The sequence below is a fragment of the Zhihengliuella alba genome (genome assembly GCF_039538765.1).
GTDB classification, from domain to species: Bacteria; Actinomycetota; Actinomycetes; order Actinomycetales; family Micrococcaceae; genus Zhihengliuella; species Zhihengliuella alba.
This window is the reverse complement of record NZ_BAABCJ010000002.1, coordinates 30,042-52,834: the sequence shown is the minus strand read 5'-3', so window position 1 is coordinate 52,834 and position 22,793 is coordinate 30,042. Positions and strand designations below refer to the sequence as shown.

Annotated in this window: 23 protein-coding genes; 16 read left to right on the top strand and 7 right to left on the bottom strand. The window is 72.1% G+C overall.

Annotated elements, in window-relative coordinates:
* Positions 1 to 20: 20 nt before the first annotated feature.
* Positions 21 to 638 carry a class I SAM-dependent methyltransferase gene (locus ABD784_RS06015; protein WP_344881482.1) on the bottom strand — a complete coding sequence of 206 codons (618 nt, stop codon included), beginning with the start codon at positions 636 to 638 and terminating at the stop codon, positions 21 to 23.
* Between the two features lie 376 nt (positions 639 to 1,014).
* On the opposite strand from ABD784_RS06015, the gene hflX reads away from it, so the two are divergent.
* Entirely contained in the window at positions 1,015 to 2,682 is a 1,668-nt protein-coding gene (hflX, locus tag ABD784_RS06010) for a GTPase HflX (protein ID WP_344881479.1), read from the top strand.
* 3 nt (positions 2,683 to 2,685) lie between these two features.
* On the top strand, positions 2,686 to 4,701 hold the full coding sequence (locus tag ABD784_RS06005) for an ATP-dependent DNA helicase (protein ID WP_344881475.1): 2,016 nt from the start codon (positions 2,686 to 2,688) through the stop codon (positions 4,699 to 4,701).
* A gap of 62 nt (positions 4,702 to 4,763) precedes the next feature.
* Here the strand turns inward: ABD784_RS06005 and lexA are convergent, their stop codons facing one another.
* Positions 4,764 to 5,480, bottom strand: coding sequence for a transcriptional repressor LexA (gene lexA / locus ABD784_RS06000; RefSeq protein WP_344881472.1), 717 nt, complete (start codon positions 5,478 to 5,480; stop codon positions 4,764 to 4,766).
* Between the two features lie 293 nt (positions 5,481 to 5,773).
* Here lexA and ABD784_RS05995 point away from each other — a divergent pair, with 293 nt between their 5' ends.
* The 7 genes from ABD784_RS05995 (at position 5,774) to hutG (ending at position 10,833) form a co-directional block, all read left to right on the top strand.
* Positions 5,774 to 6,124: a LysM peptidoglycan-binding domain-containing protein gene (locus tag ABD784_RS05995; RefSeq protein WP_344881469.1), complete on the top strand. Its 351-nt coding sequence runs from the start codon at positions 5,774 to 5,776 to the stop codon at positions 6,122 to 6,124.
* 108 nt (positions 6,125 to 6,232) lie between these two features.
* Positions 6,233 to 7,333 carry a histidinol-phosphate transaminase gene (locus ABD784_RS05990; protein WP_344881465.1) on the top strand — a complete coding sequence of 367 codons (1,101 nt, stop codon included), beginning with the start codon at positions 6,233 to 6,235 and terminating at the stop codon, positions 7,331 to 7,333.
* Between the two features lie 216 nt (positions 7,334 to 7,549).
* The gene (hisB, locus tag ABD784_RS05985) at positions 7,550 to 8,170 is read left to right on the top strand and encodes an imidazoleglycerol-phosphate dehydratase HisB (protein ID WP_344881462.1); all 621 of its coding nucleotides are present in this window, start codon (positions 7,550 to 7,552) and stop codon (positions 8,168 to 8,170) included.
* Between the two features lie 2 nt (positions 8,171 to 8,172).
* A complete protein-coding gene (hisH, locus tag ABD784_RS05980) occupies positions 8,173 to 8,808 on the top strand; it encodes an imidazole glycerol phosphate synthase subunit HisH (protein ID WP_344881460.1) in 636 nt (211 codons plus the stop codon).
* Positions 8,808 to 8,969, top strand: coding sequence for a hypothetical protein (locus tag ABD784_RS05975; RefSeq protein WP_344881457.1), 162 nt, complete (start codon positions 8,808 to 8,810; stop codon positions 8,967 to 8,969). Before hisH ends, ABD784_RS05975 begins: the two co-directional genes overlap by 1 nt.
* A 35-nt stretch (positions 8,970 to 9,004) precedes the next feature.
* On the top strand, positions 9,005 to 9,739 hold the full coding sequence (gene priA, locus ABD784_RS05970; protein WP_344881453.1) for a bifunctional 1-(5-phosphoribosyl)-5-((5-phosphoribosylamino)methylideneamino)imidazole-4-carboxamide isomerase/phosphoribosylanthranilate isomerase PriA: 735 nt from the start codon (positions 9,005 to 9,007) through the stop codon (positions 9,737 to 9,739).
* A gap of 119 nt (positions 9,740 to 9,858) precedes the next feature.
* Positions 9,859 to 10,833 carry a formimidoylglutamase gene (hutG, locus tag ABD784_RS05965; RefSeq protein ID WP_344881450.1) on the top strand — a complete coding sequence of 325 codons (975 nt, stop codon included), beginning with the start codon at positions 9,859 to 9,861 and terminating at the stop codon, positions 10,831 to 10,833.
* Positions 10,834 to 11,006: 173 nt separating this feature from the next.
* Here the strand turns inward: hutG and hutH are convergent, their stop codons facing one another.
* The 4 genes from hutH to ABD784_RS05945 form a co-directional block, all read right to left on the bottom strand.
* Positions 11,007 to 12,572, bottom strand: coding sequence for a histidine ammonia-lyase (hutH, locus tag ABD784_RS05960; RefSeq protein WP_344881447.1), 1,566 nt, complete (start codon positions 12,570 to 12,572; stop codon positions 11,007 to 11,009).
* A 40-nt stretch (positions 12,573 to 12,612) separates the two neighbouring features.
* Positions 12,613 to 13,851 (bottom strand): amidohydrolase family protein, encoded by a 1,239-nt coding sequence (locus tag ABD784_RS05955; protein WP_344881444.1) that lies wholly within the window; start codon positions 13,849 to 13,851, stop codon positions 12,613 to 12,615.
* Positions 13,848 to 15,542, bottom strand: a complete 1,695-nt coding sequence (gene hutU / locus ABD784_RS05950) for a urocanate hydratase (RefSeq protein ID WP_344881441.1) — start codon at positions 15,540 to 15,542, stop codon at positions 13,848 to 13,850. The genes ABD784_RS05955 and hutU overlap by 4 nt, the downstream gene beginning before the upstream one ends.
* Positions 15,543 to 15,674: 132 nt before the next feature.
* Complete coding sequence (locus tag ABD784_RS05945) at positions 15,675 to 16,499, bottom strand: IclR family transcriptional regulator (protein ID WP_425582932.1); 825 nt, start codon at positions 16,497 to 16,499, stop codon at positions 15,675 to 15,677.
* Between the two features lie 54 nt (positions 16,500 to 16,553).
* Between ABD784_RS05945 and ABD784_RS05940 the strand changes: the two genes are divergently transcribed.
* Positions 16,554 to 17,435 (top strand): SseB family protein, encoded by an 882-nt coding sequence (locus ABD784_RS05940; protein WP_344881435.1) that lies wholly within the window; start codon positions 16,554 to 16,556, stop codon positions 17,433 to 17,435.
* Positions 17,436 to 17,529: 94 nt separating this feature from the next.
* Here the strand turns inward: ABD784_RS05940 and ABD784_RS05935 are convergent, their stop codons facing one another.
* A complete protein-coding gene (locus ABD784_RS05935) occupies positions 17,530 to 17,895 on the bottom strand; it encodes a DUF1844 domain-containing protein (protein ID WP_344881432.1) in 366 nt (121 codons plus the stop codon).
* A 337-nt stretch (positions 17,896 to 18,232) separates the two neighbouring features.
* Here ABD784_RS05935 and infC point away from each other — a divergent pair, with 337 nt between their 5' ends.
* The 6 genes from infC to ABD784_RS05905 all read left to right on the top strand — a co-directional run bounded on the left by infC (position 18,233) and on the right by ABD784_RS05905 (position 22,710).
* Positions 18,233 to 18,916 (top strand): translation initiation factor IF-3, encoded by a 684-nt coding sequence (infC, locus tag ABD784_RS05930; protein ID WP_425582931.1) that lies wholly within the window; start codon positions 18,233 to 18,235, stop codon positions 18,914 to 18,916.
* A 176-nt stretch (positions 18,917 to 19,092) separates the two neighbouring features.
* Positions 19,093 to 19,287 carry a 50S ribosomal protein L35 gene (rpmI, locus tag ABD784_RS05925; RefSeq protein ID WP_309080158.1) on the top strand — a complete coding sequence of 65 codons (195 nt, stop codon included), beginning with the start codon at positions 19,093 to 19,095 and terminating at the stop codon, positions 19,285 to 19,287.
* Between the two features lie 88 nt (positions 19,288 to 19,375).
* Positions 19,376 to 20,026 (top strand): 50S ribosomal protein L20, sunset domain variant, encoded by a 651-nt coding sequence (gene rplT / locus ABD784_RS05920; RefSeq protein WP_344881429.1) that lies wholly within the window; start codon positions 19,376 to 19,378, stop codon positions 20,024 to 20,026.
* 123 nt (positions 20,027 to 20,149) lie between these two features.
* Entirely contained in the window at positions 20,150 to 21,040 is an 891-nt protein-coding gene (locus ABD784_RS05915; protein ID WP_344881426.1) for a TrmH family RNA methyltransferase, read from the top strand.
* 237 nt (positions 21,041 to 21,277) lie between these two features.
* Positions 21,278 to 22,243 (top strand): cation diffusion facilitator family transporter, encoded by a 966-nt coding sequence (locus tag ABD784_RS05910; protein WP_344881423.1) that lies wholly within the window; start codon positions 21,278 to 21,280, stop codon positions 22,241 to 22,243.
* On the top strand, positions 22,240 to 22,710 hold the full coding sequence (locus ABD784_RS05905) for a (deoxy)nucleoside triphosphate pyrophosphohydrolase (RefSeq protein WP_425582930.1): 471 nt from the start codon (positions 22,240 to 22,242) through the stop codon (positions 22,708 to 22,710). Before ABD784_RS05910 ends, ABD784_RS05905 begins: the two co-directional genes overlap by 4 nt.
* Positions 22,711 to 22,793 lie beyond the last annotated feature (83 nt).

Sequence of the window (22,793 nt, the reverse complement as noted above, 5' to 3'; positions counted from 1 at the left end):
GCTGCCCGCCGCGGACGGCCTCAGGCGCCGTCGGGGCGGGAGACCCGCAGGATGCGGAACGACTTGGCGGTGGAGAAGCGCTCGACGTCCCAGTCGTCCGGCAGGCTCCCGCGGAGCCACGTGAGCAGCGAGTCGGCGCCGAGGTTCTTCTGCACCACCAGCCAGGCGGATCCACCCGGGGTGAGCCGGGGCAGCCAGGTCAGCAGCAGCTCGTGCAGCGCCTCCTTGCCGATCCGGATGGGCGGGTTGGACCAGATCGTGTCGAACACCGTGTCGGCCGGGATCGACTCCGGGAGACCGGCGCTGAGGTTGCGCAGGCCGAGGGCGGCGGCGTTGTCCCGGGTCAGACCCAGGGAGCGCTCGTTGACGTCCACCGCGTGCACGGTCGCCTCCGGGGAGGCCAGAGCCATGGTGAGCGCGATCGGGCCCCAGCCGCAACCGATGTCGAGCAGGTGCCCCGTGGGCGCCGGGGCTGGGACCTCCGAGAGGAGCACGGCGGTGCCCTTGTCGATCCCGTCCGGGCTGAAGATGCCCCCGGCCGTCTGGACGCGATGCTCGGAGCCGCCCAGGACGACGCTGATGGTCTTGCGCTTCTCCGGGGTCGCCGGCTGCGCGCTGAAATAATGCTCCGAACCCATGGTTGGAAGATTATTCTCTGCCGGCGCACGCGGGCGAATCGACAAGTGATAGGGTTTTCTCTATGACTCTTCTCCGCGCCTGATCGTGCCCGTCCGAGCGCGCTCCCGGCTGCCCCGGACCCGTGTCCGGCCCAGCCCGCTGCGCGTCGGCTCGCCCGCAGCCGCCCCGTGGGCCCAGCCGCGCTCCCAGGGCCCCGCCCCGTCTCCCAGGGCGCAGCGCCCCGCCGGGGCCTCTCCTTCGCCCGGCGCCGCCTCGGGTCGTGCGGCCCGACCGCAACCTTCGCCGCCGCTGGGCTTCGCCCTCGGCTGAGAGCCTGGGCTCCAATTCACCGGTGGCGGCGACTATCCTTGATGTACCAGTCATTGCAAAGGAAATATGACCAACCAAAAGCACCCCGAACCGTCCTCCAGCTCGCCGGAGACCCCCGACTCCCAGGAATCCGCCGAGCCGCGGGTCGAGACGGGCACGACGCAGGGCCACAGCGAGCCGACGGCCGCCGAACGCGCAGACGCCGAGATCAAATCGGTCATCGACCGCATCCTCAGCACGGAGGCCGGGCCGGCCGCGTCCCCGGCGCCCAGTCGACGCGGACTCGACGGCCGCGCCCGCGAGCTCTCGGACCTCGCGACCGAGCACGGCGAGCATGACGGCGAGCAGCAGGACCTGGCCGATCGCCGCGCCCTCCGCCGCGTGGCAGGGCTCTCGACCGAGCTCGAGGACGTCACCGAGGTCGAGTACCGGCAGCTGCGCCTCGAGCGCGTCGTCCTCGCCGGCGTCTGGTCCGAGGGAACGTCCGAGGACGCGGAGAACTCGTTGCGCGAACTGGCGGCCCTCGCCGAGACGGCCGGCTCCGAGGTCCTCGACGGCGTCATCCAGCGTCGTCTCAAGCCGGACGCCGGCACCTTCCTCGGCTCCGGCAAGGCCGCGGAGCTACGCGACATCGTCGCGGCGACCGGGGCCGACACGGTCGTCGTCGACTCCGAGCTCGCGCCCTCGCAGCGTCGCGGGCTCGAGGACATCGTGAAGGTCAAGGTGATCGACCGGACCGCGCTGATCCTCGACATCTTCGCGCAGCACGCCAAGAGCCGCGAGGGCAAGGCCCAGGTCGAGCTGGCGCAGCTCGAGTACCTGCTGCCCCGGCTCCGCGGCTGGGGCGAATCGATGTCGCGACAGGCCGGCGGCCGGGTCGGTGCCGCAGGAGGCGGCATCGGCTCCCGCGGCCCCGGCGAGACGAAGATCGAACTGGACCGCCGCCGCATCCGCAGCCGGATGTCCAAACTGCGTCGCGAGATCGCCGCCATGAAGCCCGCCCGGGAGGCCAAGCGCGCCAACCGCAAGCGAAACACCGTCCCGGCGGTCGCCATCGCCGGCTACACCAACGCCGGCAAGTCGTCGCTCCTGAACCGGCTGACCAACGCCGGGGTCCTCGTGGAGAACGCGCTCTTCGCGACCCTCGACCCGACGGTCCGCAAGGCGCAGACGCCGGACGGCGTGGGCTTCACGCTCGCCGACACCGTCGGTTTCGTCCGGTCGCTGCCCACGCAGCTGATCGAGGCCTTCCGGTCCACCCTCGAGGAGGTCGCCGACTCGGATCTCATCCTGCACGTCGTCGACGCCTCCCATCCGGACCCGGAGAGCCAGATCCGCGCCGTGCGGGAGGTCTTGCGCGAGGTCGACGCGCACCTGGTGCCCGAGGTCATCGTCCTGAACAAGGCCGACGCCGCCGACCCCTTCGTGATCGAGCGGGTGCGCCAGCGCGAGCCGAACACGGTGGTGGTCTCCGCCCGCACCGGCGCCGGCATCGACGAGCTGATCGAGGTGATCTCGCGGCGGATCCCGCGGCCGAATGTCCTCATGGAGCTCTTGGTCCCGTACAGCCACGGCGAGGTGGTCAACCGGCTCCATGCCAATGACGCGGAGATCCTCTCGACCGAGCACGAGGAGTCCGGAACGCGCCTGCAGGTCAAGGTCCGCGAGTCCCTCGCGCCCGAGCTCGAGCCCTACCGGGTGGACCGCGGCGACGACGACCCCGCGGCGCAGTAGCCGATGTCCCACGAGGTTCTCGAACTCCTGGAGACTGCCGTCGCCAAGATGGGCGGCACCAGCCGGACCGGCCAGCAGGAGATGGCCAAGCACGTCGCCGAGTCGTTCGGCACCGGCAAGCACCTCCTCGTGCAGGCCGGCACGGGCACCGGCAAGTCGCTGGCGTACCTCGTCCCCGCACTGCTCCATGCAGTCGACGCGGATAAGCCCGTGATCGTGTCGACGGCGACGCTCGCGCTCCAAGCGCAGATCGTGGGTCGGGACGTCCCCCGGCTGCTGACCCACCTGGAGGAGGAACTGCCCCGCCCGATGGAGGTCGCCATCGCCAAGGGCCGCGGCAACTACGTCTGCAAGTACAAGCTCGGCGGGGGCTACCCGGACGACGACGAGGGCGCGCTCTTCGCCCTGACGGAGGACGGCGCCTCGAGGCAGCAGGCCAACGCCGGGCCCGCAACCCAGCTCGGGCGCGAGGTCGTGCGACTGCGCGAGTGGGCCGAGGAGACCGAGACGGGCGATCGTGACGACCTCGTCCCCGGCGTCCCCGACCAGGCATGGCGGCAGGTCTCCGTCTCCGCACGGGACTGCCTCGGAGCCCAGCGGTGCCCCATGGCGGAGGAGTGCTTCAGCGAACTGGCCCGCGCGCGGGCCGCCGAGGCCGACCTGGTCATCACCAACCACGCGATGCTGGCCATCTCTGCGTTCGACGGACTCGCGGTCCTGCCCGATTTCGATACGGTCGTCATCGACGAGGCGCACGAGCTGCAGGACCGGGTGACGGGCTCTGTGACACGCGAGCTCTCCGGCACCATGGTCCTCACGGCCGCAAGTGCCGCCCGCAAGCACTGCCGAGTCAGCGTGGACGCGCTGACCCAGGCGGCCAAAGCCCTCGAAAAGTCGGTGACGGGGATACCCGCCGGACTGCTGCCCAAGGGAATCTCCGAGGAGCAGGCGGCGGCCGTGGAACAGGTCGCCGATGCCGCCCGTGTGGCGCTCTCGGACTCGAAGCCGGAACCCAACGAGCAGGCCGATGGCGCCAAGCAGATGGCCCGTTCGCAGCTGTCGTATCTGGTCGAGATCGGGGACCGGCTGCTGAACTCCCACGAGAGTCGCGAGGTCGTCTGGGCGTCGCGCCCCGGTGGCTATGTCCCCGGCCAGGGGTACGTCCAACCGGACGACTCGACGCCGGCGACGCTGTACATCGCACCGCTCTCGGTGGCGGGCAAGCTCCGCGAGGGACTCTTCGACGGACGCACGATCGTCCTCACCTCGGCGACCCTCGCCGTCGGGGCCGCCTTCGACCATGTCGCCGGTGACCTGGGGCTCATGGGGGAGGGCGCTCCCAGCTGGGAGGGAATCGACGTGGGGAGCCCGTTCGACTACCCGAGACAGGGAGTGCTCTACGTCGCCAAGCACCTGCCGAAGCCGGGTCGCCTGGTCTCCCGCGAGGCTCTCGACGAGATCGCCGATCTGATCCATGCCTCCGGCGGTGGCGCGCTCGTCCTCTTCTCCTCCAAACGCGCTGCTGAGGAGGCGGCCGAGGTCCTGCGGGAGAGGGTCAGCGAGAAGATCCTCTGCCAGGGGGAGTCGGGGATGTCCGCCCTGGTGCAGCAATTCGCCGAGGAGCCGGACACGTGCCTCTTCGGCACCATGACGCTCTGGCAGGGCGTCGACGTCCCGGGGGCCTCCTGTCGGCTCGTCATCATCGACCGGATCCCGTTCCCGCGGCCTGACGACCCCCTCTCGACGGCGCGCAGCCGCGACATCGCCCAGCGTGGCGGCAACGGGTTCATGGCGGTCTCCGCCACGCACGCGGCAGTCAGGCTGGCCCAGGGGGCAGGCCGCCTGATCCGCTCCGCCGAAGACCGGGGCGTGGTGGCGGTGCTCGACTCGCGCCTCGCGACGGAGCGCTACGGCGCCTTCCTGCGTTCGTCGCTGCCACCCATGTGGCCCACCGTCGACAAGCCCACGGTCCTCGGCGCGCTGCGCCGGCTCTCCGAGACGGCGACCGCCCAGGCGTAGGGACGGAAAGAGCGGTGCGGGCCAGGGGCCCGCACCGCTCTCCAACTCCGCGAACTGCTCGCTCAGAGGGAGCGGAGCACCGAGACGACCTTGCCCATGATGGTCGCGTGGTCGCCCAGGATCGGCTCGTACTGCCGGTTCTGCGGCAGCAGCCAGGTGTGGCCGTCCCGCTGGCGGAACGTCTTGACCGTCGCCTCGTCGTCCAGGAGGGCCGCGACGATGTCGCCGTTGTCCGCAGAGCTCTGACGGCGGACGACCACCCAGTCTCCGTCGCAGATGGCCGCATCCACCATCGAGTCGCCGCTGACCTTCAGCATGAACAGCTCGCCCTGCCCGACGAGCTGGCGAGGCAGCGGGACGACGTCCTCCACCGTCTGCTCGGCCAGGATCGGTCCACCTGCGGCGATCCGCCCGACCAGGGGCACCATGGCCGTGTCGACGGCGCTCGTCAGCTCCGAGACCGGCAGCCCGCCGACCGCGGTCAGCCCGGGCCCGTCGGGAGTCTCCGCCGGCGTCTCCGATAGCGTCAGGGGCTGCAGGATCTCCATGGCCCGCGGGCGCCGCGGATCGCGTCGGAGGTAGCCGAGCTTCTCCAGCTGCGACAGCTGGTGGGTCACGCTCGAGAGACTCGCCAGTCCCACGGTGTCTCCGATCTCGCGCATGGACGGCGGGTAGCCGTGCGCCGCGATGGAGCGCTGGATGGTCTCGAGGATCTTGCGCTGCCGCAGGGTCAGGCTCTTCTGATCCCGGCGTGGCTTGGAGGTTTCCGTCGCGGCCATCTGTACATCCTTGCTGTTTCTCGGTGCCCGCTCCCTGCTGCGGCGGGTTCCGGCGTCTCTAATCTGTGGGACCTGACTGGTGCAGTAGCTCTACGAACCACTGCTTCAACCCTAGTGGCGGGACGCGCGGATTCAAAGGTTTGTTCGAACGTGTCTCGACAACCATCGCTCAAGGGTGCTAAACATGGATCAGCAGAGTTCGAAGACATGTTCGAGTCGCACTTTCGATTCGAACACCGACACCGCAGAAGACTGGCGGCCCCCGCAGGCGGGCCGCTCACGGGAGGTACACCATGACCACGATGGCACTGGCGAATCAGGCAGCCACCGAGGCACCGCTCCGGCTGACCCGCCGAGGACGCTTCGTCCTCATCGGGCTGCCCCTCTTGCTCGTCGCGGCGGCGGGGCTGATGCTCCTCGGCCTCTGGACGGCGCCGGTCAGCGCGGCCGGGAGCGGCGACGCCTCGCCGGTCCAGTACGAGTCGGTGACAGCCCTGGAGGGCGACACGCTCTGGAGCCTCGCGCTCGAGTTCGTCCCCGGCGCGGACCCGCGGATCGTCGTCGACGAGATCGTCGAGCTGAACGACCTCCCGGGCAACACGGTGCACGCGGGCCAGGAAATCTACCTTCCCGTCGCCGACTAGTACCGGCGGCCCGCGCTGCCGATCCGTCGGCAGGAGCCGGCGGTGACGTTTGTTACCTCCGGACGCAGTCTATTCAGCGCCGGCCCGGCCGGGTTCTAGACTGTCGCGGTGAGTGATGTCCTAGCGCGCATGAACCAGCTTCCCCTTCGAGAGAACCTCCGCGGCCTGCAGCCCTACGGCGCGCCGCAGCTCGATGTGCCCATCCAGCTGAACGTCAACGAGAACACGCATCCCATGCCCGCCGAGGTCGCGCGGGCCATCACCGACGAGGTCTTCGCCGCAGCCCAGGGCCTGAACCGGTACCCCGACCGCGAGTTCGTCGAGCTTCGCCAGCGGCTGGCGGGCTTCCTCGGTCACGGGGTGACCGAGGACCAGGTCTGGGCCGCCAACGGCTCCAACGAGATCCTCCAGCAGATCCTGCAGGCCTTCGGCGGTCCGGGCCGGTCGCTGCTCAGCTTCCCGCCCACCTACTCCATGTACCCCCTCCTGGCGAGCGGCACGGATACCGCCTACATCGCCGGCGAGCGGGGAGCCGGATTCGAGCTGACCGCCGAGTCCGCCGCCCGGCAGGTCCGCGAGAAGGCCCCGAGCGTCGTCTTCCTCTGCTCGCCCAACAACCCCACCGGCACGGCGCTCGGGCTCGATGTCGTCGAGGCGGTCTACGCCGCGGGCGAGGCCAGCCGGACGGTCGTCGTCGTGGACGAGGCCTACGCGGAGTTCCGACACGAGGGCACGCCGTCCGCCCTCGAGTTGCTCCCCGGCCGTCCGCGGCTGATCGTCAGCCGCACCATGAGCAAGGCCTTCGCCCTCGCCGGCGCACGTCTGGGCTACCTCGCCGCCGCGCAGGAGGTCACGGCGGCCCTGCGACTCGTACGGCTCCCGTACCACCTCTCGGCCGTGACGCAGGCGACGGCCATCGCCGCCCTCAAGCACGTGGGGGCCCTCCTGGCCAACGTGGAGGACATCAAGCGGCAGCGCGACCGGATCGTCTCCGAGCTGACCCGACTCGGCCTGCAGCCCGCGTCGAGCGATTCGAACTTCGTCTTCTTCGGGGGCCTCGACGACGCACCGGCGCTGTGGCGGCGGCTCGTTGACCGCGGCGTCCTCGTCCGCGACGTCGGCATTCCCGGGCACCTGCGGGTGACCGCCGGCACCGAGGCCGAGACCACGGCCTTCCTCACCGAGCTCGAGGCCCTGCTCGCCGCTTGAGCCACCGCAGCCGGGCTGCCTGCCCCTTCGAGGGCGCCGTCACAGGCCCGTCTGGCTGGCAGGCCACCGATAGACTTGGACGCGAGCCGGCTGCACGGCAGCCCCACCGTTCGTCCAGTACCAACCGGCGGAGACACCGGCACCCTGACACCGAGGGGCCCGGACCGGCTCCACCGACCGCGGCCCGTGCCGCGGTCCCGATACGCAAGGAACCAGATGTCTGCTGAACTGATCTCCGGCCGCCGCGCACGCATGGAGCGCAAGACCAGCGAGTCCTCCGTCTACGTCGAGCTCGACCTCGACGGGACGGGCGTCGCCCGCATCGAGACGACGGTTCCCTTCTACGACCACATGCTGACCGCGCTCGCCCGGCACTCGATGATCGACCTCACAGTCGAGGCCTCCGGCGATACCCACATCGACGTGCACCACACCGTCGAGGACGTCGCCATCACCATCGGCGAGGTGCTTCGCACGGCCCTGGGCAACAAGGCGGGGATCCGCCGGTTCGGCGAGGCGACGGTCCCCTTGGACGAAGCCCTCGCGCACGCCGTCGTCGACATCTCCGGTCGGCCGTACCTCGTGCACGACGGCGAGCCGGCCGGACAGGAGTACCACCTCATCGGCGGCCACTTCACGGGCTCGCTCACCCGCCACGTGTTCGAGGCCCTGACCCTGCACGCCCAGATCTGCATGCACATGCGCGTGCTCGGCGGGCGGGACCCGCACCACATCGTCGAGGCGCAGTTCAAGGCGTTCGCCCGTGCACTGCGCGAAGCCGTGGAGCCGGACGCCCGTCTGGGCGGCGAGATCCCCTCCACGAAGGGAGCGCTCTAGCCATGGCATCCCCCCGCGTCACCGTCCTGGACTACGGCTCCGGGAACATCCGGTCGGCGGTCCGCGCGCTCGAGCACGTCGGAGCGGACGTCACTCTCAGCAGCGACGCCAGGGACGTCTCCGAGGCGGACGGCCTCCTGGTGCCCGGCGTCGGGGCCTTCGCCGCGGTCATGGATGCTCTGAAGAAGGTCGGCGGGCTGCAGAAGATCGGCCGCCGGGTCGCCGGCGGCCGCCCGGTGCTCGGCATCTGCGTGGGCCACCAGATCTTCTTCGACGAGGGCGTCGAGCACGGCGTCCGGACCGCCGGCATGGGGGAGTGGCCGGGTACCGTCGAGCGGCTCCAGGCCGACGTCGTCCCGCACATGGGCTGGAACACCGTGGAGACCCCGGCGGACACGGTGCTCTTCGACGGGATCGAGGACGAGCGGTTCTACTTCGTGCACTCCTACGGCGTGCAGAAGTGGGAGTTCGACGTCACCCAGCCGAAGATGCGGCCGCCGCAGGTCACCTGGTCCACGCACGGCACCCGGTTCATCGCCGGCGTCGAGAACGGGCCGCTCTCCGCCGTCCAGTTCCACCCGGAGAAGTCGGGCGATGCCGGCCTGCAGCTCCTGAAGAACTGGCTCGGGACCCTCTGATGTACTCCATCCTGCTCATGGCCCTCGGCGGCATCCTGGCCGGCGGCGCCATCTCGCTGCGCCAGCAGAAGGCCCACAAGTCCTGGATCATCACCTGCTGGGTGCTCGCCGGGCTCGCGCTGCTGGCCGCCTACGTCCTGACCCTCGAGCTCTCCAGCTGACGCCCCGAGTCCCCCGATCGAAGAGGAAACCACGAATGAGCAACGACATCCTTGAGCTCCTGCCGGCCGTCGACGTCGCCGATGGGCAGGCCGTGCGCCTGGTCCAGGGCGAGGCGGGCAGCGAGACCGGCTACGGCGATCCCCTCGAGGCGGCCCTGGCCTGGCAGAACGACGGTGCCGAGTGGATCCACCTGGTGGACCTCGACGCCGCGTTCGGCCGCGGGCACAACACCGAGATCCTCCGCCGTGTGGCCGACGAGCTGAGCATCAAGGTTGAGCTCTCCGGGGGCATCCGCGACGACGAGTCACTGGAGCGGGCGCTGGAGTTCGGCGCCACCCGCGTCAACCTCGGCACGGCGGCGCTGGAGAACCCGGAGTGGACCGCCCGCGTCATCGAGCGCCACGGCGACCAGATCGCCGTGGGACTCGACGTGCGCGGCACCACGCTGGCCGCCCGCGGCTGGACCCAGGAGGGCGGTGACCTCTGGGAGGTCCTGCAGCGGCTCGAGGACGCCGGGTGCGCCCGGTACGTCGTCACGGACGTGACCAAGGACGGGACGCTGCGCGGACCGAACGTCGAGCTCCTGCAGCAGATGTGCGAGCGCACCGACAAGCCCGTGGTCGCCTCCGGTGGCATCTCGAGCCTCGACGACCTGCGGGCGCTGCGCGAGCTGGTGCCCCTCGGCGTCGAGGGAGCCATCATGGGCAAGGCGCTCTACGCCGGCAAGTTCACCCTGCCGGAGGCCCTGGACGTCGCGGGCCGCCGCTAGGCCCCGAGCCGGTGCCCCGGCCCGTCTGACCCGTGCGCCCGTCCGGCCCGTCTGAGATCCCGGAGACCCGTCGGGTCCCCGGCCGTGCACCGGGCCCGCCGGCGCGATTAGATGGTTCCATGAGCACATCCGACTTCGCATCCCCGCACTGGGCCGGCCGCAACGACGGAGACGGCCCCGAGCACCGGCGGTGGCACCAGGCGGTCAGCACCGCCGCGGCCCCCGCCGAGAGTGCCCCGGCCGCCGCCCGCGCCTCCCTGATCGGCTTCGCGTGCGACGCGGGCGTGGCCCGCAACCGCGGCCGCGTCGGCGCCGCCGGGGCCCCCGCCGCCCTGCGCACCGCGCTCGGCTCGCTCGCCTTCCGGGCGGAGGCAGGGTCGGTCCACGACGCCGGCGACGTGGTGGTCCGGGGCGACGACCTGGAGGCCGGGCAGCGGCGTCTGGGCGATTCGGTCTCCGCGCACCTGCGCGACGGCCGATTCGTCACCATCCTCGGCGGCGGGCACGAGACCGCCTACGGCACCTACCTCGGCCTGGCCTCCTCCGGCCTGCTCGACGGGGACGGTGCACCCCGGCTCGGGATCCTCAACCTGGACGCGCACTTCGATCTGCGACAGGATCCCCGGCCGAGCTCCGGGACTCCGTTCCTGCAGATCGCCGACGACGAGTCCGCCGCCGGCCGCGGGTTCCAGTACGGGGTCGTCGGCATCAGCCGGCCGAACAACACGCGGACCCTCTTCGACACCGCCGAACGCCTCGGCGTGCGCTACCTGCTCGACGAGGACAGCCAGGGCCGCGCAGAGGTCCAGGCCTGGGTGGAGGGCTTCGCCGCCGACGTGGACGTCCTGTACCTGACCATCGACCTCGACGTGCTCCCGGCCGCCGTCGCGCCGGGCGTCAGCGCGCCGGCCGGCTACGGGGTCCCCTACGATGTGATCCGGGCCGCTGCCTTGGCGGCGGCCCGCACCGGCAAGCTGGCCGTCTTCGACGTCGTCGAGCTCAACCCCGAGTACGACGTCGACGCGCGCACCGCGCGTTCCGCTGCGCGCCTCATCGACGACGTGGTGCACGAGGTCCTGGCCGCCGACGGATAGGCGCGACGGCCGGCTGCCGCGCAGACGCCTGGGCAGAGGACAGAGGAGCCCTGCGACCACTCGGTCGCAGGGCTCCTCTTGTCTGCCGGGTCTGGTCTGCCCGGGTCTGGTCTGTCCAGCCCCGGGGCGGCTGGGCCGCGACGCTCCCGGAGGGGAGCGCCCCGGCGGCGTGATCAGGCTGCGGGCAGGCTGCCGTCCAGCGGGCCGGTCGCCGACTCGGCGCGGGCACGGACGACGCCCTCGGCGACCAGCTGCTCGGCGGCGAGCAGGTCGGGGGAGAGGAAGCGGTCCGGGCCCGGGCCGGCGACGCGCTCGCGTAGGGCCGCCAGAACGGCGCCGGTGGCCGGCCCCGGGGTCAGCGGCGAGCGCAGGTCGAGGCCGCGGGCCGAGGCGACCAGCTCGATGGCCAGGACGCGCCGCAGGTTGTCCACCGAGGTGCGCAGCTTGCGGGCCGCGTGCCAGCCGAGGGAGACATGGTCCTCCTGCATGGCCGAGGACGGGATGGAGTCCACGGAGGCGGGGACCGCGAGGCGCTTGTTCTCCGAGACCAGGGCCGCCTGCGTGTACTGGGCGATCATCAGGCCGGAGTCCACGCCCGGATCGTCCGCCAGGAACGGCGGCAGTCCATGGGAGCGGGCCGGGTCGAGCAGGCGGTCGGTGCGGCGCTCCGCGATGGAGGCGACGTCGGCCGAGACCACGGAGAGGAAGTCCAGCACGTAGGCGACCGGGGCGCCGTGGAAGTTGCCGTTGGAGGTGACGGTGCCGTCCGGCAGGACCACGGGGTTGTCGATCGAGGCGGCGAGCTCGCGCTCCGCGACCAGGGCGGCGTGGGCGACCGTGTCGCGGGCGCCTCCGGCGACCTGCGGCGAGCAGCGCAGCGAGTACGCGTCCTGCACGCGGGTGTCGCCCTCGCGGTGGCTCGCCACGATCGGCGAGTCGGCGAGCACGCGGAACATGTTGGAGGCGCTGGCGGCCTGGCCCGGGTGCGGGCGCAGCGGCAGGTGCAGCTCCGGGCGGAACACCTGGTCGGTGCCCAGGAGGGCCTCCACCGACATGGCGGCGGTGATGTCCGCCGTCGTCAGCAGCTCCTCGAGGTCCTCGATGGCTAGGATCAGCTGGCCGAGCATGCCGTCGGTGCCGTTGATGAGGGCCAGGCCCTCCTTCTCCTCGAGGGTGACCGGCGTGAGGCCGGCCTCGGCGAAGAGCTCGGGGACGGGACGCTGGACGCCGTCGCGGTCCGTGGCCTCGCCCTCGCCCATCAGCACCAGGGCGCAGTGGGAGAGCGGGGCCAGGTCGCCGGAGCAGCCGAGCGAGCCGTACTCGCGCACGATCGGGGTGATGCCGGCGTTGAGCAGGCCCACCATGGTCTCCAGGACCACGGGGCGGACACCGGTGCGGCCGGAGGCGAGGGTCTTCGCGCGCAGGAACATCAGCGCACGGACGACCTCGCGCTCGACCGGGTCGCCGCTGCCGGCGGCGTGCGAGCGGACCAGGGACTTCTGCAGCTGCACGCGCTGGTCGGTGGGGATGTGGCGCGTGGCCAGGGCGCCGAAGCCGGTCGAGATCCCGTAGACGGGCGTCTCGGCGTGGGCCAGGTTCTCGATGTGGGCGCGCACGCTGGCGACCTCGGCGAGGGCCTCGGGCGCGATCTCGATGCGCGCGTCGCGGCGGGCGACGGCGACGACGTCGGCGCGCGTGGCGCCGTGCGTCGAGAGGATGACGGTGGGGTTCTCGGTCATGATGTCCTTCGGTGGTGGTCGGAAGTCTGGTGGTGGGTGGTCACCGTGCGCGGACGCCGGCTCGCCAGACCGCGTGGGTCAGGGGCATGCCGGGCCGGTAGGCCAGATGGATCGCGGCGGGGGCGTCCAGCACGTGGAGGTCGGCCCGGTGCCCGACGGCGACGCGGCCGATCGGCGCCTCGCCGGCCACGGGCCGCGGCCTGGTGCCGGCGGCCAGGGACTCGGCGTCGCGGCGCAGCGCGCGGGCCCCGCCGAGCGTCGCCGCCCGGAGGGCCTCCTCGAGGCTGAGGTGCATCTGGAGGACGGCGGTGCCCACGCAGAAGTTCATCGACGAGGTGTAGGAGGTCCCCGGGTTGCAGTTCGAGGCCAGCGCCACGGTGGCGCCGGCATCGAGCAGTCGCCGCGCCGGCGCCAGCGGCGCCCGCGTGGAGAGGTCGCACGCCGGCAGGACCGTCGCCACCGTCTCGTGGCCCGGGCGACGGCGCCCGGAGGCGTCCGTGCCCGAGGCCGCCAGGGCCGCCACGTCGTCGTCGGAGAGGAAGTTCAGGTGGTCCACCGAGGCGGCGCCGAACTCGACGGCCAGCGCCGCGCCGGCCCCCTGCTCGAGCTGGTTGCCGTGCAGGCGCAGGCCCAGGCCGGCGGCCCGGCAGGCCTCCAGCACGCGCCGCGTCTGCTCGGGTGTGAAGGCCCCGCGGTCGCAGAACACATCCGCCCACCGGACGTGCGGCGCGACGGCGTCCAGCATCGGCCCGCACACCAGCTCGGTGTACTCCTCGGCATCGGCGCCGGCGGGCACCAGGTGCGCGCCCAGGTAGGTCGCCTCGTCCGCCGACGCGGCGGCGATCCGGGCGCTGCGCTCCTCGTCGTGCACGGTCAGGCCGTACCCGGTCTTGGTCTCCAGGTAGGTGGTGCCGCCGGCGACCGCCTCGGCCACGCGGCCGGCGACGAGCCCGCGGAGGCGCTCGTCGTCGGCCGCGCGCGTGGCCGAGGTGGTGACGCCGATGCCGCCGGCCGCGTACGCCTGACCCGCCATCCGGGCCTCGAACTCCGCGGCGCGGTCGCCGTCGAACACGAGGTGGCTGTGGGAGTCGACCCACCCGGGCAGGGCGGCGCGGCCCCCGAGGTCCACCGCGTCGTCGCAGGCCGGGGCCTCCGCGGCCGGGCCCACCCACGCGAAGAGGCCGTCCTCGACGACGACGGCGGCGTCGCGCAGGGTGCCCAGCGCGTCGTCGACCGTCGTCAGCTCGGAGAGACCGGTCAGCAGGGTGGAGCGGCTCATCGCGTCTCGCGCATCGGGATCCGGACGCCGCGCTCGGCGGCGACCTCGACGGCGCGGTCGTACCCCGCGTCGACGTGGCGGATGACGCCCATGCCGGGGTCGTTGGTCAGCAGCGCCGTCAGCTTGGCCGCGGCCAGCTCGGTGCCGTCGGCGACGCCGACCTGGCCGGCGTGGATGGAGCGGCCGATGCCGACGCCGCCGCCGTGGTGGATCGAGACCCAGGTGGCGCCGGAGGAGGTGGCCGTCAGGGCGTTGAGCAGCGGCCAGTCGGCGATCGCGTCGGAACCGTCCTTCATGGCCTCGGTCTCGCGGTACGGCGAGGCGACGGAGCCGGAGTCCAGGTGGTCGCGGCCGATGACGATCGGCGCGGAGACCTTGCCCTCGGCGACCAGCTGGTTGAACAGCAGGCCGGCGCGGTGGCGCTCGCCGTAGCCGAGCCAGCAGATGCGCGCCGGCAGGCCCTCGAACTCCACGTGCTCCTGGGCGGCGTCGATCCAGCGGTGCAGGTGCTCGTTCTCCGGGAAGAGCTCCTTGATGGCCTCGTCGGTGACGCGGATGTCCTCCGGGTCGCCGGAGAGCGCGACCCACCGGAACGGGCCGAGTCCCTCGCAGAAGAGCGGGCGGATGTAGGCCGGGACGAAGCCCGGGAACTCGAAGGCGCGCTCGTAGCCGGCGTGGCGGGCCTCGTCACGGATCGAGTTGCCGTAGTCGAAGACCTCGGCGCCCTCGTCCTGGAACTCGACCATCGCGCGGACCTGGGCCGCCATGGCCTCGCGGGACTTCTTCGTGAAGCCCTCCGCGTCGGCCTCCGCCTCGCGCTGCCACTCGTCGACCGTGTACTCGGTCGGCAGGTAGGACAGCGGATCGTGCGCCGAGGTCTGGTCGGTCACGATGTCGACGGCGATCTCGCCGGCGCGGTGGCGGCGCAGCAGCTCGCCGAAGACCTCGGCGGCGTTGCCGACGTAGCCGACGGAGAGGGCGCGGCGCTCGTTCTTCGCGGCCGTCACCTTGGCGAGGGCCGCGTCGAGGTCGGTCTCGACGTCGTCCAGGTAGCGCTTCGCCTGGCGGCGGCGCAGACGGGTCTCGTCGACGTCGACGATCAGGCAGGCGCCCCCGTTGAGGGTCACGGCCAGCGGCTGGGCGCCGCCCATGCCGCCGCAGCCGCCGGTCAGGGTCAGCGTGCCGGCGAGCGTCGGCTCGGGGATGCGGCCGTCGGCGTGCATCTTCGTGGCGACGGCGGCGAAGGTCTCGTAGGTGCCCTGCAGGATGCCCTGGGTGGCGATGTAGATCCACGAGCCGGCCGTCATCTGGCCGTACATGGTCAGGCCCTCGGCCTCGAGCTTGCGGAACTCGGGCCAGTTGGCCCAGTCGCCGACGAGGTTCGAGTTGGCGATCAGCACGCGGGGGGCCCACGCGTTGGTGCGGAAGACGCCGACCGGCTTGCCGGACTGGACCAGGAGCGTCTCGTCCTCCTCGAGGTCCTTCAGGGTCTCGACGATCGCGTCGTAGGCCTCCCACGAGCGGGCGGCGCGGCCGGTGCCGCCGTAGACCACCAGATCGTCGGGTCGCTCGGCGACCTCCGGGTCGAGGTTGTTCATCAGCATGCGCAGCGGCGCCTCGGTCTGCCAGCTCTTGGCGCTGAGGTCGGTGCCGCGGTCGGCGCGGACGGGACGTGCTCCGGGGAGGGCCATGGTGATTCCTTCGGCGTCGGGGGCGGCGTGCGTCGTCGCACGCCGTGGAAGTGCTGTCCTGTCTATCTGAGCACGCAGGGCGGGGCGCGCGGGAGGCCGTTGCCGACGCTGTGTCCGGTATTCCAGACAGGCCTAAACGGTGCGGGGGCCGTGCAGGCGCTGGGACAGCGCATCGGCGGTCTGCCGGAGGCGCTCGATGATGTGCTCGCGGCGCTCCGGCTCCATCCGGTACGCCAGATAGGTCACCGCCAGGCCGGCCACGGGCAGGCCGCGGTGATCGAGCGCGGCCATGCCCACCGAGGCGAAGTCGTCCGTGACGTCGCCGTCCTCCTCGGCCCACCCGCGCTCGCGGGTCCGGCGCAGCTCGGCGGAGAGCTGCTGCGGGCCGGTGATGAGCGTGCGCGTCGAGCGCGTGCCGAACGACTGGCGGTTCGGGTACAGCGCCCGGAGCTGCGCGGGGGAGAGGCGGGCCAGCATGGAGCGTCCGGACGCGGTGAGGTGCGCCGGCATGCGGACGCCGACGTCGGTCACCAGGCTGGGGCGGTGCCGGGCCCGCTCCTCGACGAGGTAGACGACCTCGTGCCCGTCGAGCACGGCCAGGTGCGCGCTCTCGCCGACGTCGTCGACGAGAGTGCGCAGCATCGGCGCGGCCAGGCGGGCGAGCCGGTCCTGGCGGACGTACGCGTTGGAGAGCTCGAAGGCGCTCACGCCCAGGCCGTAGAGGTGCTCCTCGGGCAGGTGGACCACGAAGCCCTGGGCCTCCATGACGGCCAGCAGGTGGTAGACACTGGAGCGGGGCAGCTCGAGCTCGCGGGCGATCGCCGCCGCGCTCACCGGGCGGTGGCGCTCGGCCAGCCAGCGCAGGATGCGCAGGGTGTTCTCGGCGGCGGGGACCTTGGAGGCCACGGCGACTCCTCGGGACGGCGGGACGGGCCGCGTGGCGGGCCCGCTACCCATCTTGTATCCCAGACACGCCGACTGCCAAGTGGGGCCGCCGATAACATGGAGCCCATGACTGACACCAGCCCCGGATCCGACGGCGGCGCGCAGCGCCATCTGCCCGGCCACATCGCGGCAGCGCTGGCGCGGGCCGGCGAGCGGGCCGACTCGGCGGGGCAGCCCTGGGAGGGGCGGGACCTCTCCGGCGAGGGGAACCCACTGCACAACTTCGACGACGACGACGGCCTCGCCGACGCGGGCTATGCCGCCGCCGTGGCCGACCTGGCGGGCCGTCGGGGGAGCGAGGAGGCGGTGATCGCCTCCCTCGCGACGGCCCGGGTCTTCGTCCCCGTCGTCGCCTCGCTCGCCGAGGGCGGGATCGGCGAGCACGGATTCGCCGAGGACAAGGAGGCGGACATGGCGCTCGTGACCGTCAAGGCCCCGGACGGCCGCTCGGCGCTGCCCGTGTTCAGCTCCGTGTCGGGCCTGCAGGCCTGGCATCCCGAGGCGCGCCCGGTGGCCGTGTTCGCGCCCCGCGCCGCCCTCTCGGCCGTGCAGGAGGAGGCCCAGCTCCTCGTGGTGGACCCCGGCGCGGACGTCACCTTCGTGGTCCGCCGGCCGGCCATGTGGTCGCTGGCCCAGCAGCGGACCTGGACGCCGAGCTACCGGGACGAGGGTCTCGTGGAGCTCGTGCAGCGGGTCGCGTCCGCGGACCCGTCGGTCGAGCTCCTGGCGCTGTCGCCGGGCAGCGGCGTCGCCAGCCGCAGCCGGGGCGGCGCCGTCCTCGCCGGCGGTGGCTCCGGCCCGGAGCTGCGCCTGACCGTCACGTTCCGCCCGGGGGTCCCGCCGGAGGCAGCGCGCGAGGTGGTGGGGCGGCTGCAGCAGCAGCTGTCCGGCACCCGCGAGTTCGCCGAGGCGGTCGACTCGCTCGAGATCCGCCTGGCCTCGGCCTGAGCCCGGCCGGGGCTGCGGGGGGCCGAAGCGCCGGAGGGCGGCCGCCGCTGTGCGGGGCTGCCCTCCGGGAGGTGCGATGTGCGGGAGAGCTCGGCTAGTTGACCGGGCCCGTGTACTTCTCGCCGGGGCCCTGTCCGGGCGCGTCCTGGATCGAGGAGGCCTCGCGGAAGGCCAGCTGGAGCGAGCGCAGGCCGTCGCGCAGGGGGGCCGCGTGCTGGCTGCCCACCTCGGGTGCGGCTGCGGTGATGAGGCCCGCCAGGCCGGTGATCAGCTTGCGGGCCTCGTCGAGGTCCTTGAGTTCCTCGGCGTCGGGCCCCTCGGCCAGGCCGCACTTGACGGCCGCCGCGCTCATGAGGTGCACGGCCGCCGTCGTGATGACCTCGACAGCGGGGACCTCGGCGATGTCGCGGACGGCCGCGGCCTCGGGGGCGTGGGCCGGATTGGTTTCTTCGGTGCTCATACTGCTAAGCTTGGCACAGACCGACTTGAAACGTGCATTCGCATGCCACGGGTCCGGAGCCGCTCGGCGGCCGGAACGGGGCGTCGAGGCGCGGATCGAGCATGCAAGTGGAGGCCAACTCCCACCCGCTGCGACCGCCACAGGCCGCCGGGTCGATTCGGTGCCGGAGACCTCGCGTCCCCGGTCCGCTCCCCAGGGTGCGGGCAATCGAATTCATGGCCTCCGCCTGCCTCGCAGACGGAGGCCTTTTCCGTTGGTGGGCGGTATCCAGTACACGAACAAGCAGGAGTGACACATCAGCGATCCACGCATTAACGATCGAATCCGCGTCTCCGAGGTGCGGTTGGTTGGACCGAACGGTGAACAGGTGGGCGTAGTCCCCACCGATGACGCGTTGCGTCTCGCGGCGGAAGCCGACTTGGACCTGGTCGAGGTTGCGCCCAATGCGAAGCCCCCGGTGTGCAAGCTGATGGACTACGGCAAGTTCAAGTACGAGGCCGCCGTCAAGGCTCGCGAGTCCCGGAAGAACCAGACGAACACGGTTCTGAAGGAGGTCCGCTTCCGGCTCAAGATCGACAAGCACGATTACGAGACGAAGAAGGGCCACGCCCTCCGCTTCCTGGCGGCGGGCGACAAGGTCAAGGCCATGATCCAGTTCCGCGGCCGTGAGCAGCAGCGCCCCGAGATGGGCATCCGCCTGCTGCAGAAGTTCGCCGAGGACGTTGCCGAGGTCGGCGCCGTGGAGTCCACTCCGCGGATCGACGGCCGCAACATGGTCATGGTGATCGGCCCGCTCAAGACGAAGGCGGAGGCCAAGGCCGACGCCCGTCGTCAGGAGCAGAAGGACGAGGCCCGCCGTGCTCGCAAGGAGCGCGTCGACACGCAGCAGGGCGAGCCGGAGATGACGCAGTCGCTCGCGGACAACATGTCCGAGGAGGACCGCGCGAAGCTGGCCCAGGCCTCCGACCAGTCCGCGGAGGCGGCCGAGACGGAGACGCCCAAGTCGGGAGAGGCCGAGTAACTCTCGGCCCCAACTCCTCCGCCGGCCGTTGCGACGGCGGGCGGCACCGGAAGTTTCACTCGTCGCGGACCCGTCCGCGGCGGAGTGCGCAATCACCCTGGAGGGCATCCGAGCACGGATGCCCGCAACAGATCCCCGGCCCTGAGGCACGGGAGCACGTAAGGAGAACGGCGGACATGCCGAAGTTCAAGACTCACAGCGGTGCCAAGAAGCGCTTCAAGCTCACCGGCAGCGGCAAGCTCAAGCGCCAGCAGGCCAACCGCCGCCACTACCTGGAGCACAAGCCCTCCACGCTGACCCGCCGTCTGAAGAGCGACCAGCTGGTCGCCAAGGCCGACGTGAAGACCATCAAGCGGATGCTGGGCCTCTAGGCCGCACGGCCACCGGACGAAGACAGACACCCGTCCCGCAGGACGCCCCACCGGGCGCGCGGGACAACTAGATCAAAGGAGTACACACGTGGCACGTGTGAAGCGGGCGGTCAACGCCCACAAGAAGCGTCGCGTCGTTCTGGAGCGCGCCAAGGGCTACCGCGGTCAGCGTTCGCGCCTGTACCGCAAGGCGAAGGAGCAGCTGCTCCACTCGTTCGTCTACAGCTACAACGACCGCCGCAAGCGCAAGGGCGACTTCCGCCGCCTGTGGATCCAGCGCATCAACGCCGCGGCCCGCGCCAACGGCATGACGTACAACCGCCTGATCCAGGGCCTCAAGGCCGCCGAGATCGAGGTCGACCGCCGCATGCTGGCCGAGCTGGCCATCTCCGACGCCGCCACCTTCACCACCCTGGTCAAGCTGGCCAAGGAGGCACTGCCGAGCGACGTCAACGCGCCGGCCACCAAGGCTGCCAAGTCGGCTCCCGCCGCGAAGGCCGCTCCGGCCGCAGCCGGCGACGTGGCCGTCTCGGACAACGAGGGCGCCGTCAAGGCCGTCGAGGGCGAGGACGCCCCCGAGGGCTTCGTCATCAAGGGCAACCAGTCGAAGAAGTACCACGTCCCGGGCTCGACCTGGTACGAGCAGACCACCGCCGAGTGGTGGTTCAACTCGGTGGAGGCCGCCAAGGCCGCCGGCTTCGAGCCGGCCGGCGGCGAGTCGCGCCAGCAGTGGAAGTAAGTCGGACTCGCGTCTGACACCCGGCCGAGAGGCCGACGATTGAGGGGCGGGATCCGCGGATCCCGCCCCTCTTCGCATGCCATGCCGGAGTCCCCGGCACCGCTTCGAGAGAGAGCCCCCGCCATGAACGACGACGCAGGCCGGCAGCCGGTCATGACCAACCCCCGTGCCGAGCGGGTCCGCGAGGTCGCCCGGCTCGCCACCCGCAGCGGGCGCAGCCGATCGATGCGCTTCCTCGCGGAGGGTCCCCAGGCCGTGCGGGAGGCGGTCCGCCTGCACCGGGAGCGCAGCGCCGCGGGGCGCGACGCCGTCGTGCACCAGATCTTCGCGACCCCGGACGCCGCCGAGCGGCACCCCGACCTGGTCTCCGGCGTCCCGGGCGTCGAGCCGCGGCTGGCGGAACCGGCCGTGATCGCAGCGATGGCCGACACGGTCTCCCCGCAGGGGATTGTCGCCGTCTGCCACCAGCCGCAGGCCGGGCTCGTCGACGTGCTGGCCGCGAAGCCGCGCCTGATCGCCGTGCTGTGCGAGGTCCAGGACCCGGGCAACGCGGGCACCATCCTGCGGGCCGCCGACGCGGCCGGCGCCGACGCCGTCGTAGCGACCACGGGCAGCGTCGATCTCTTCAACCCCAAGGCCGTTCGCTCCACCGTCGGATCGATCTTCCACCTCCCGATCGTCACCGGGATCGACTTCGCCGACCTGGCGGAGGCGCTCCGCCGGACCGGCGTCGGGCTGCTCGCCGCGGACGGCTACGGCGCCGCCGATCTGGACGAGCTCCAGGACCGCGCGGCCGCCCGGCGCCTCGGTGTCGACGCGGCTGCCGAGCCGGTGCTCGAGCGTCCCACAGCCTGGCTGTTCGGCAACGAGGCGGCCGGTCTCGGCGACGAGCAGCTCGAGGCGGCCGACCTCCGCGTCGCCGTGCCCCTGTACGGCGTCGCCGAATCCCTCAACGTCGGGACGGCCGCGACCGTGTGCCTGTACGCCTCGGCACGCGCGCAGCGCCGAGCCTGAGCACGGGGCCTGGGCACGGAGCCTGGGCACGGGACCCGGGCACGGCGCTCGAGCGCGGGCCGAAATCGAGCGCCGGGGCCGGGCGCCGGGGCCTCGAGCGTGCGGACGGGAACACTCGCTCCGGCGTCTCGGCAAACGGCGTGCGTCGCCGATAGGATCGCCAGCGAGGAACGCCGGCCCCACGGCCGGCGGCCGCCGCGGTCCGCGCGCGGCCACCCGAGCTGAAGGGAACACACGATGGCAGCATCCGGCGGTACCAAGGCGGTCGTCGCGGCACTCTGCGCCAACCTGACGATCGCGCTGTTCAAGTTCGTGGCATGGGCGATCACGCAGTCGTCGTCCATGCTGGCCGAGGCGATCCACTCCGTGGCCGACTCCGGCAACCAGGTCCTGCTCCTGCTCGGCGGCAAGGCCGCGAAGAAGCAGGCCAGCCCCGAGCATCCGTTCGGCTACGGGCGCGAGCGCTACATCTACTCGTTCATCGTCTCGATCGTCCTCTTCAGCGTCGGCGGCCTCTTCGCCCTGTACGAGGCCTGGCACAAGTTCCAGGACCCCCACGGGATCGAGGGGCCCTGGTGGTGGGTGCCGCTCGCGGTCCTGGTCGGAGCCATCATCGCGGAGTCCTTCTCGTTCCGCACGGCGATCGTGGAGTCGAACCGGGTGCGCGGCAAGGCCTCCTGGGTCGAGTTCGTCCGGCGCGCGAAGTCGCCGGAGCTGCCGGTGATCCTGCTCGAGGACCTCGGCGCATTGCTCGGCCTGGTGTTCGCGCTGATCGGCGTCTCCATCACCATCGTCACCGGCGACGGCGTCTGGGACGCCCTCGGGACCGCGGCCATCGGCGTGCTGCTCGTCATCATCGCCGTGGTGCTGGCCTTCGAGACCCGCTCCCTGCTGCTCGGCGAGTCCGCCACCAAGGAGCACATCCGTGCCATCGAGGGCGCGATCAGCGAGGACGGCACCCGCATCATCCACCTGAAGACCCTGCACCTCGGGCCGGAGGAACTCCTCGTGGCCGGCAAGATCTCGATCGCACCGCAGGCCGGCGGCCAGGAGATCGCCGACGGGATCAACGCCGTGGAGGAACGGATCCGCGAGGCCGTCCCGATCGCCACGATGATCTACCTCGAGCCGGACATCAAGCGGACGCCCACCCAGTCCGAGCAGGAGGGCTCCAGCCTCGAGGATCCCGGAACGGCCGAGTGAGCGGGGAGACGCGCGCCGGCAGCGTCGTCGGCCCCGGCGCCGCCGCCGAGCGGCCGCTGAAGCAGATCGTGGGGGCGGCCCTCGTGGACCGGCTCCAGGCGCCGACCAGGGTGCTGGCGGCCCGGCGGACCCGCCCGGCCGCGCTGGCCGGCCTGTGGGAGTTCGCCGGCGGCAAGGTCGACCCCGGCGAGACCTGCGAGGCGGCGTTGCTCCGCGAGCTCCACGAGGAGCTGGGCGTCACCGCGCGGCTGGGCCGGGAGATCACCGGGCCGCTTGAGCAGGGGTGGCCGCTCGCCGGCCCGGCCGCCATGCGGGTCTGGTTCGCCGAGGCCGCCTCCGGGGAGGCTCTGCCGCGCGAGGATCACGATCTCCTGCGCTGGCTGCCGCTGGACCGAGGCGCACTGGCGGTCGAGTGGATCCCCGCCGACCTGCCCATCGTGGAGGCACTGCTGGCCAGGGTCCCCTGACGGGGCCCTGCCCTCAGTGGGTCCCGTCGTGACCCAGGGCCGAAGGCTGAGCGCCGAAGCGACCACGCCTGTGGGGGACGACC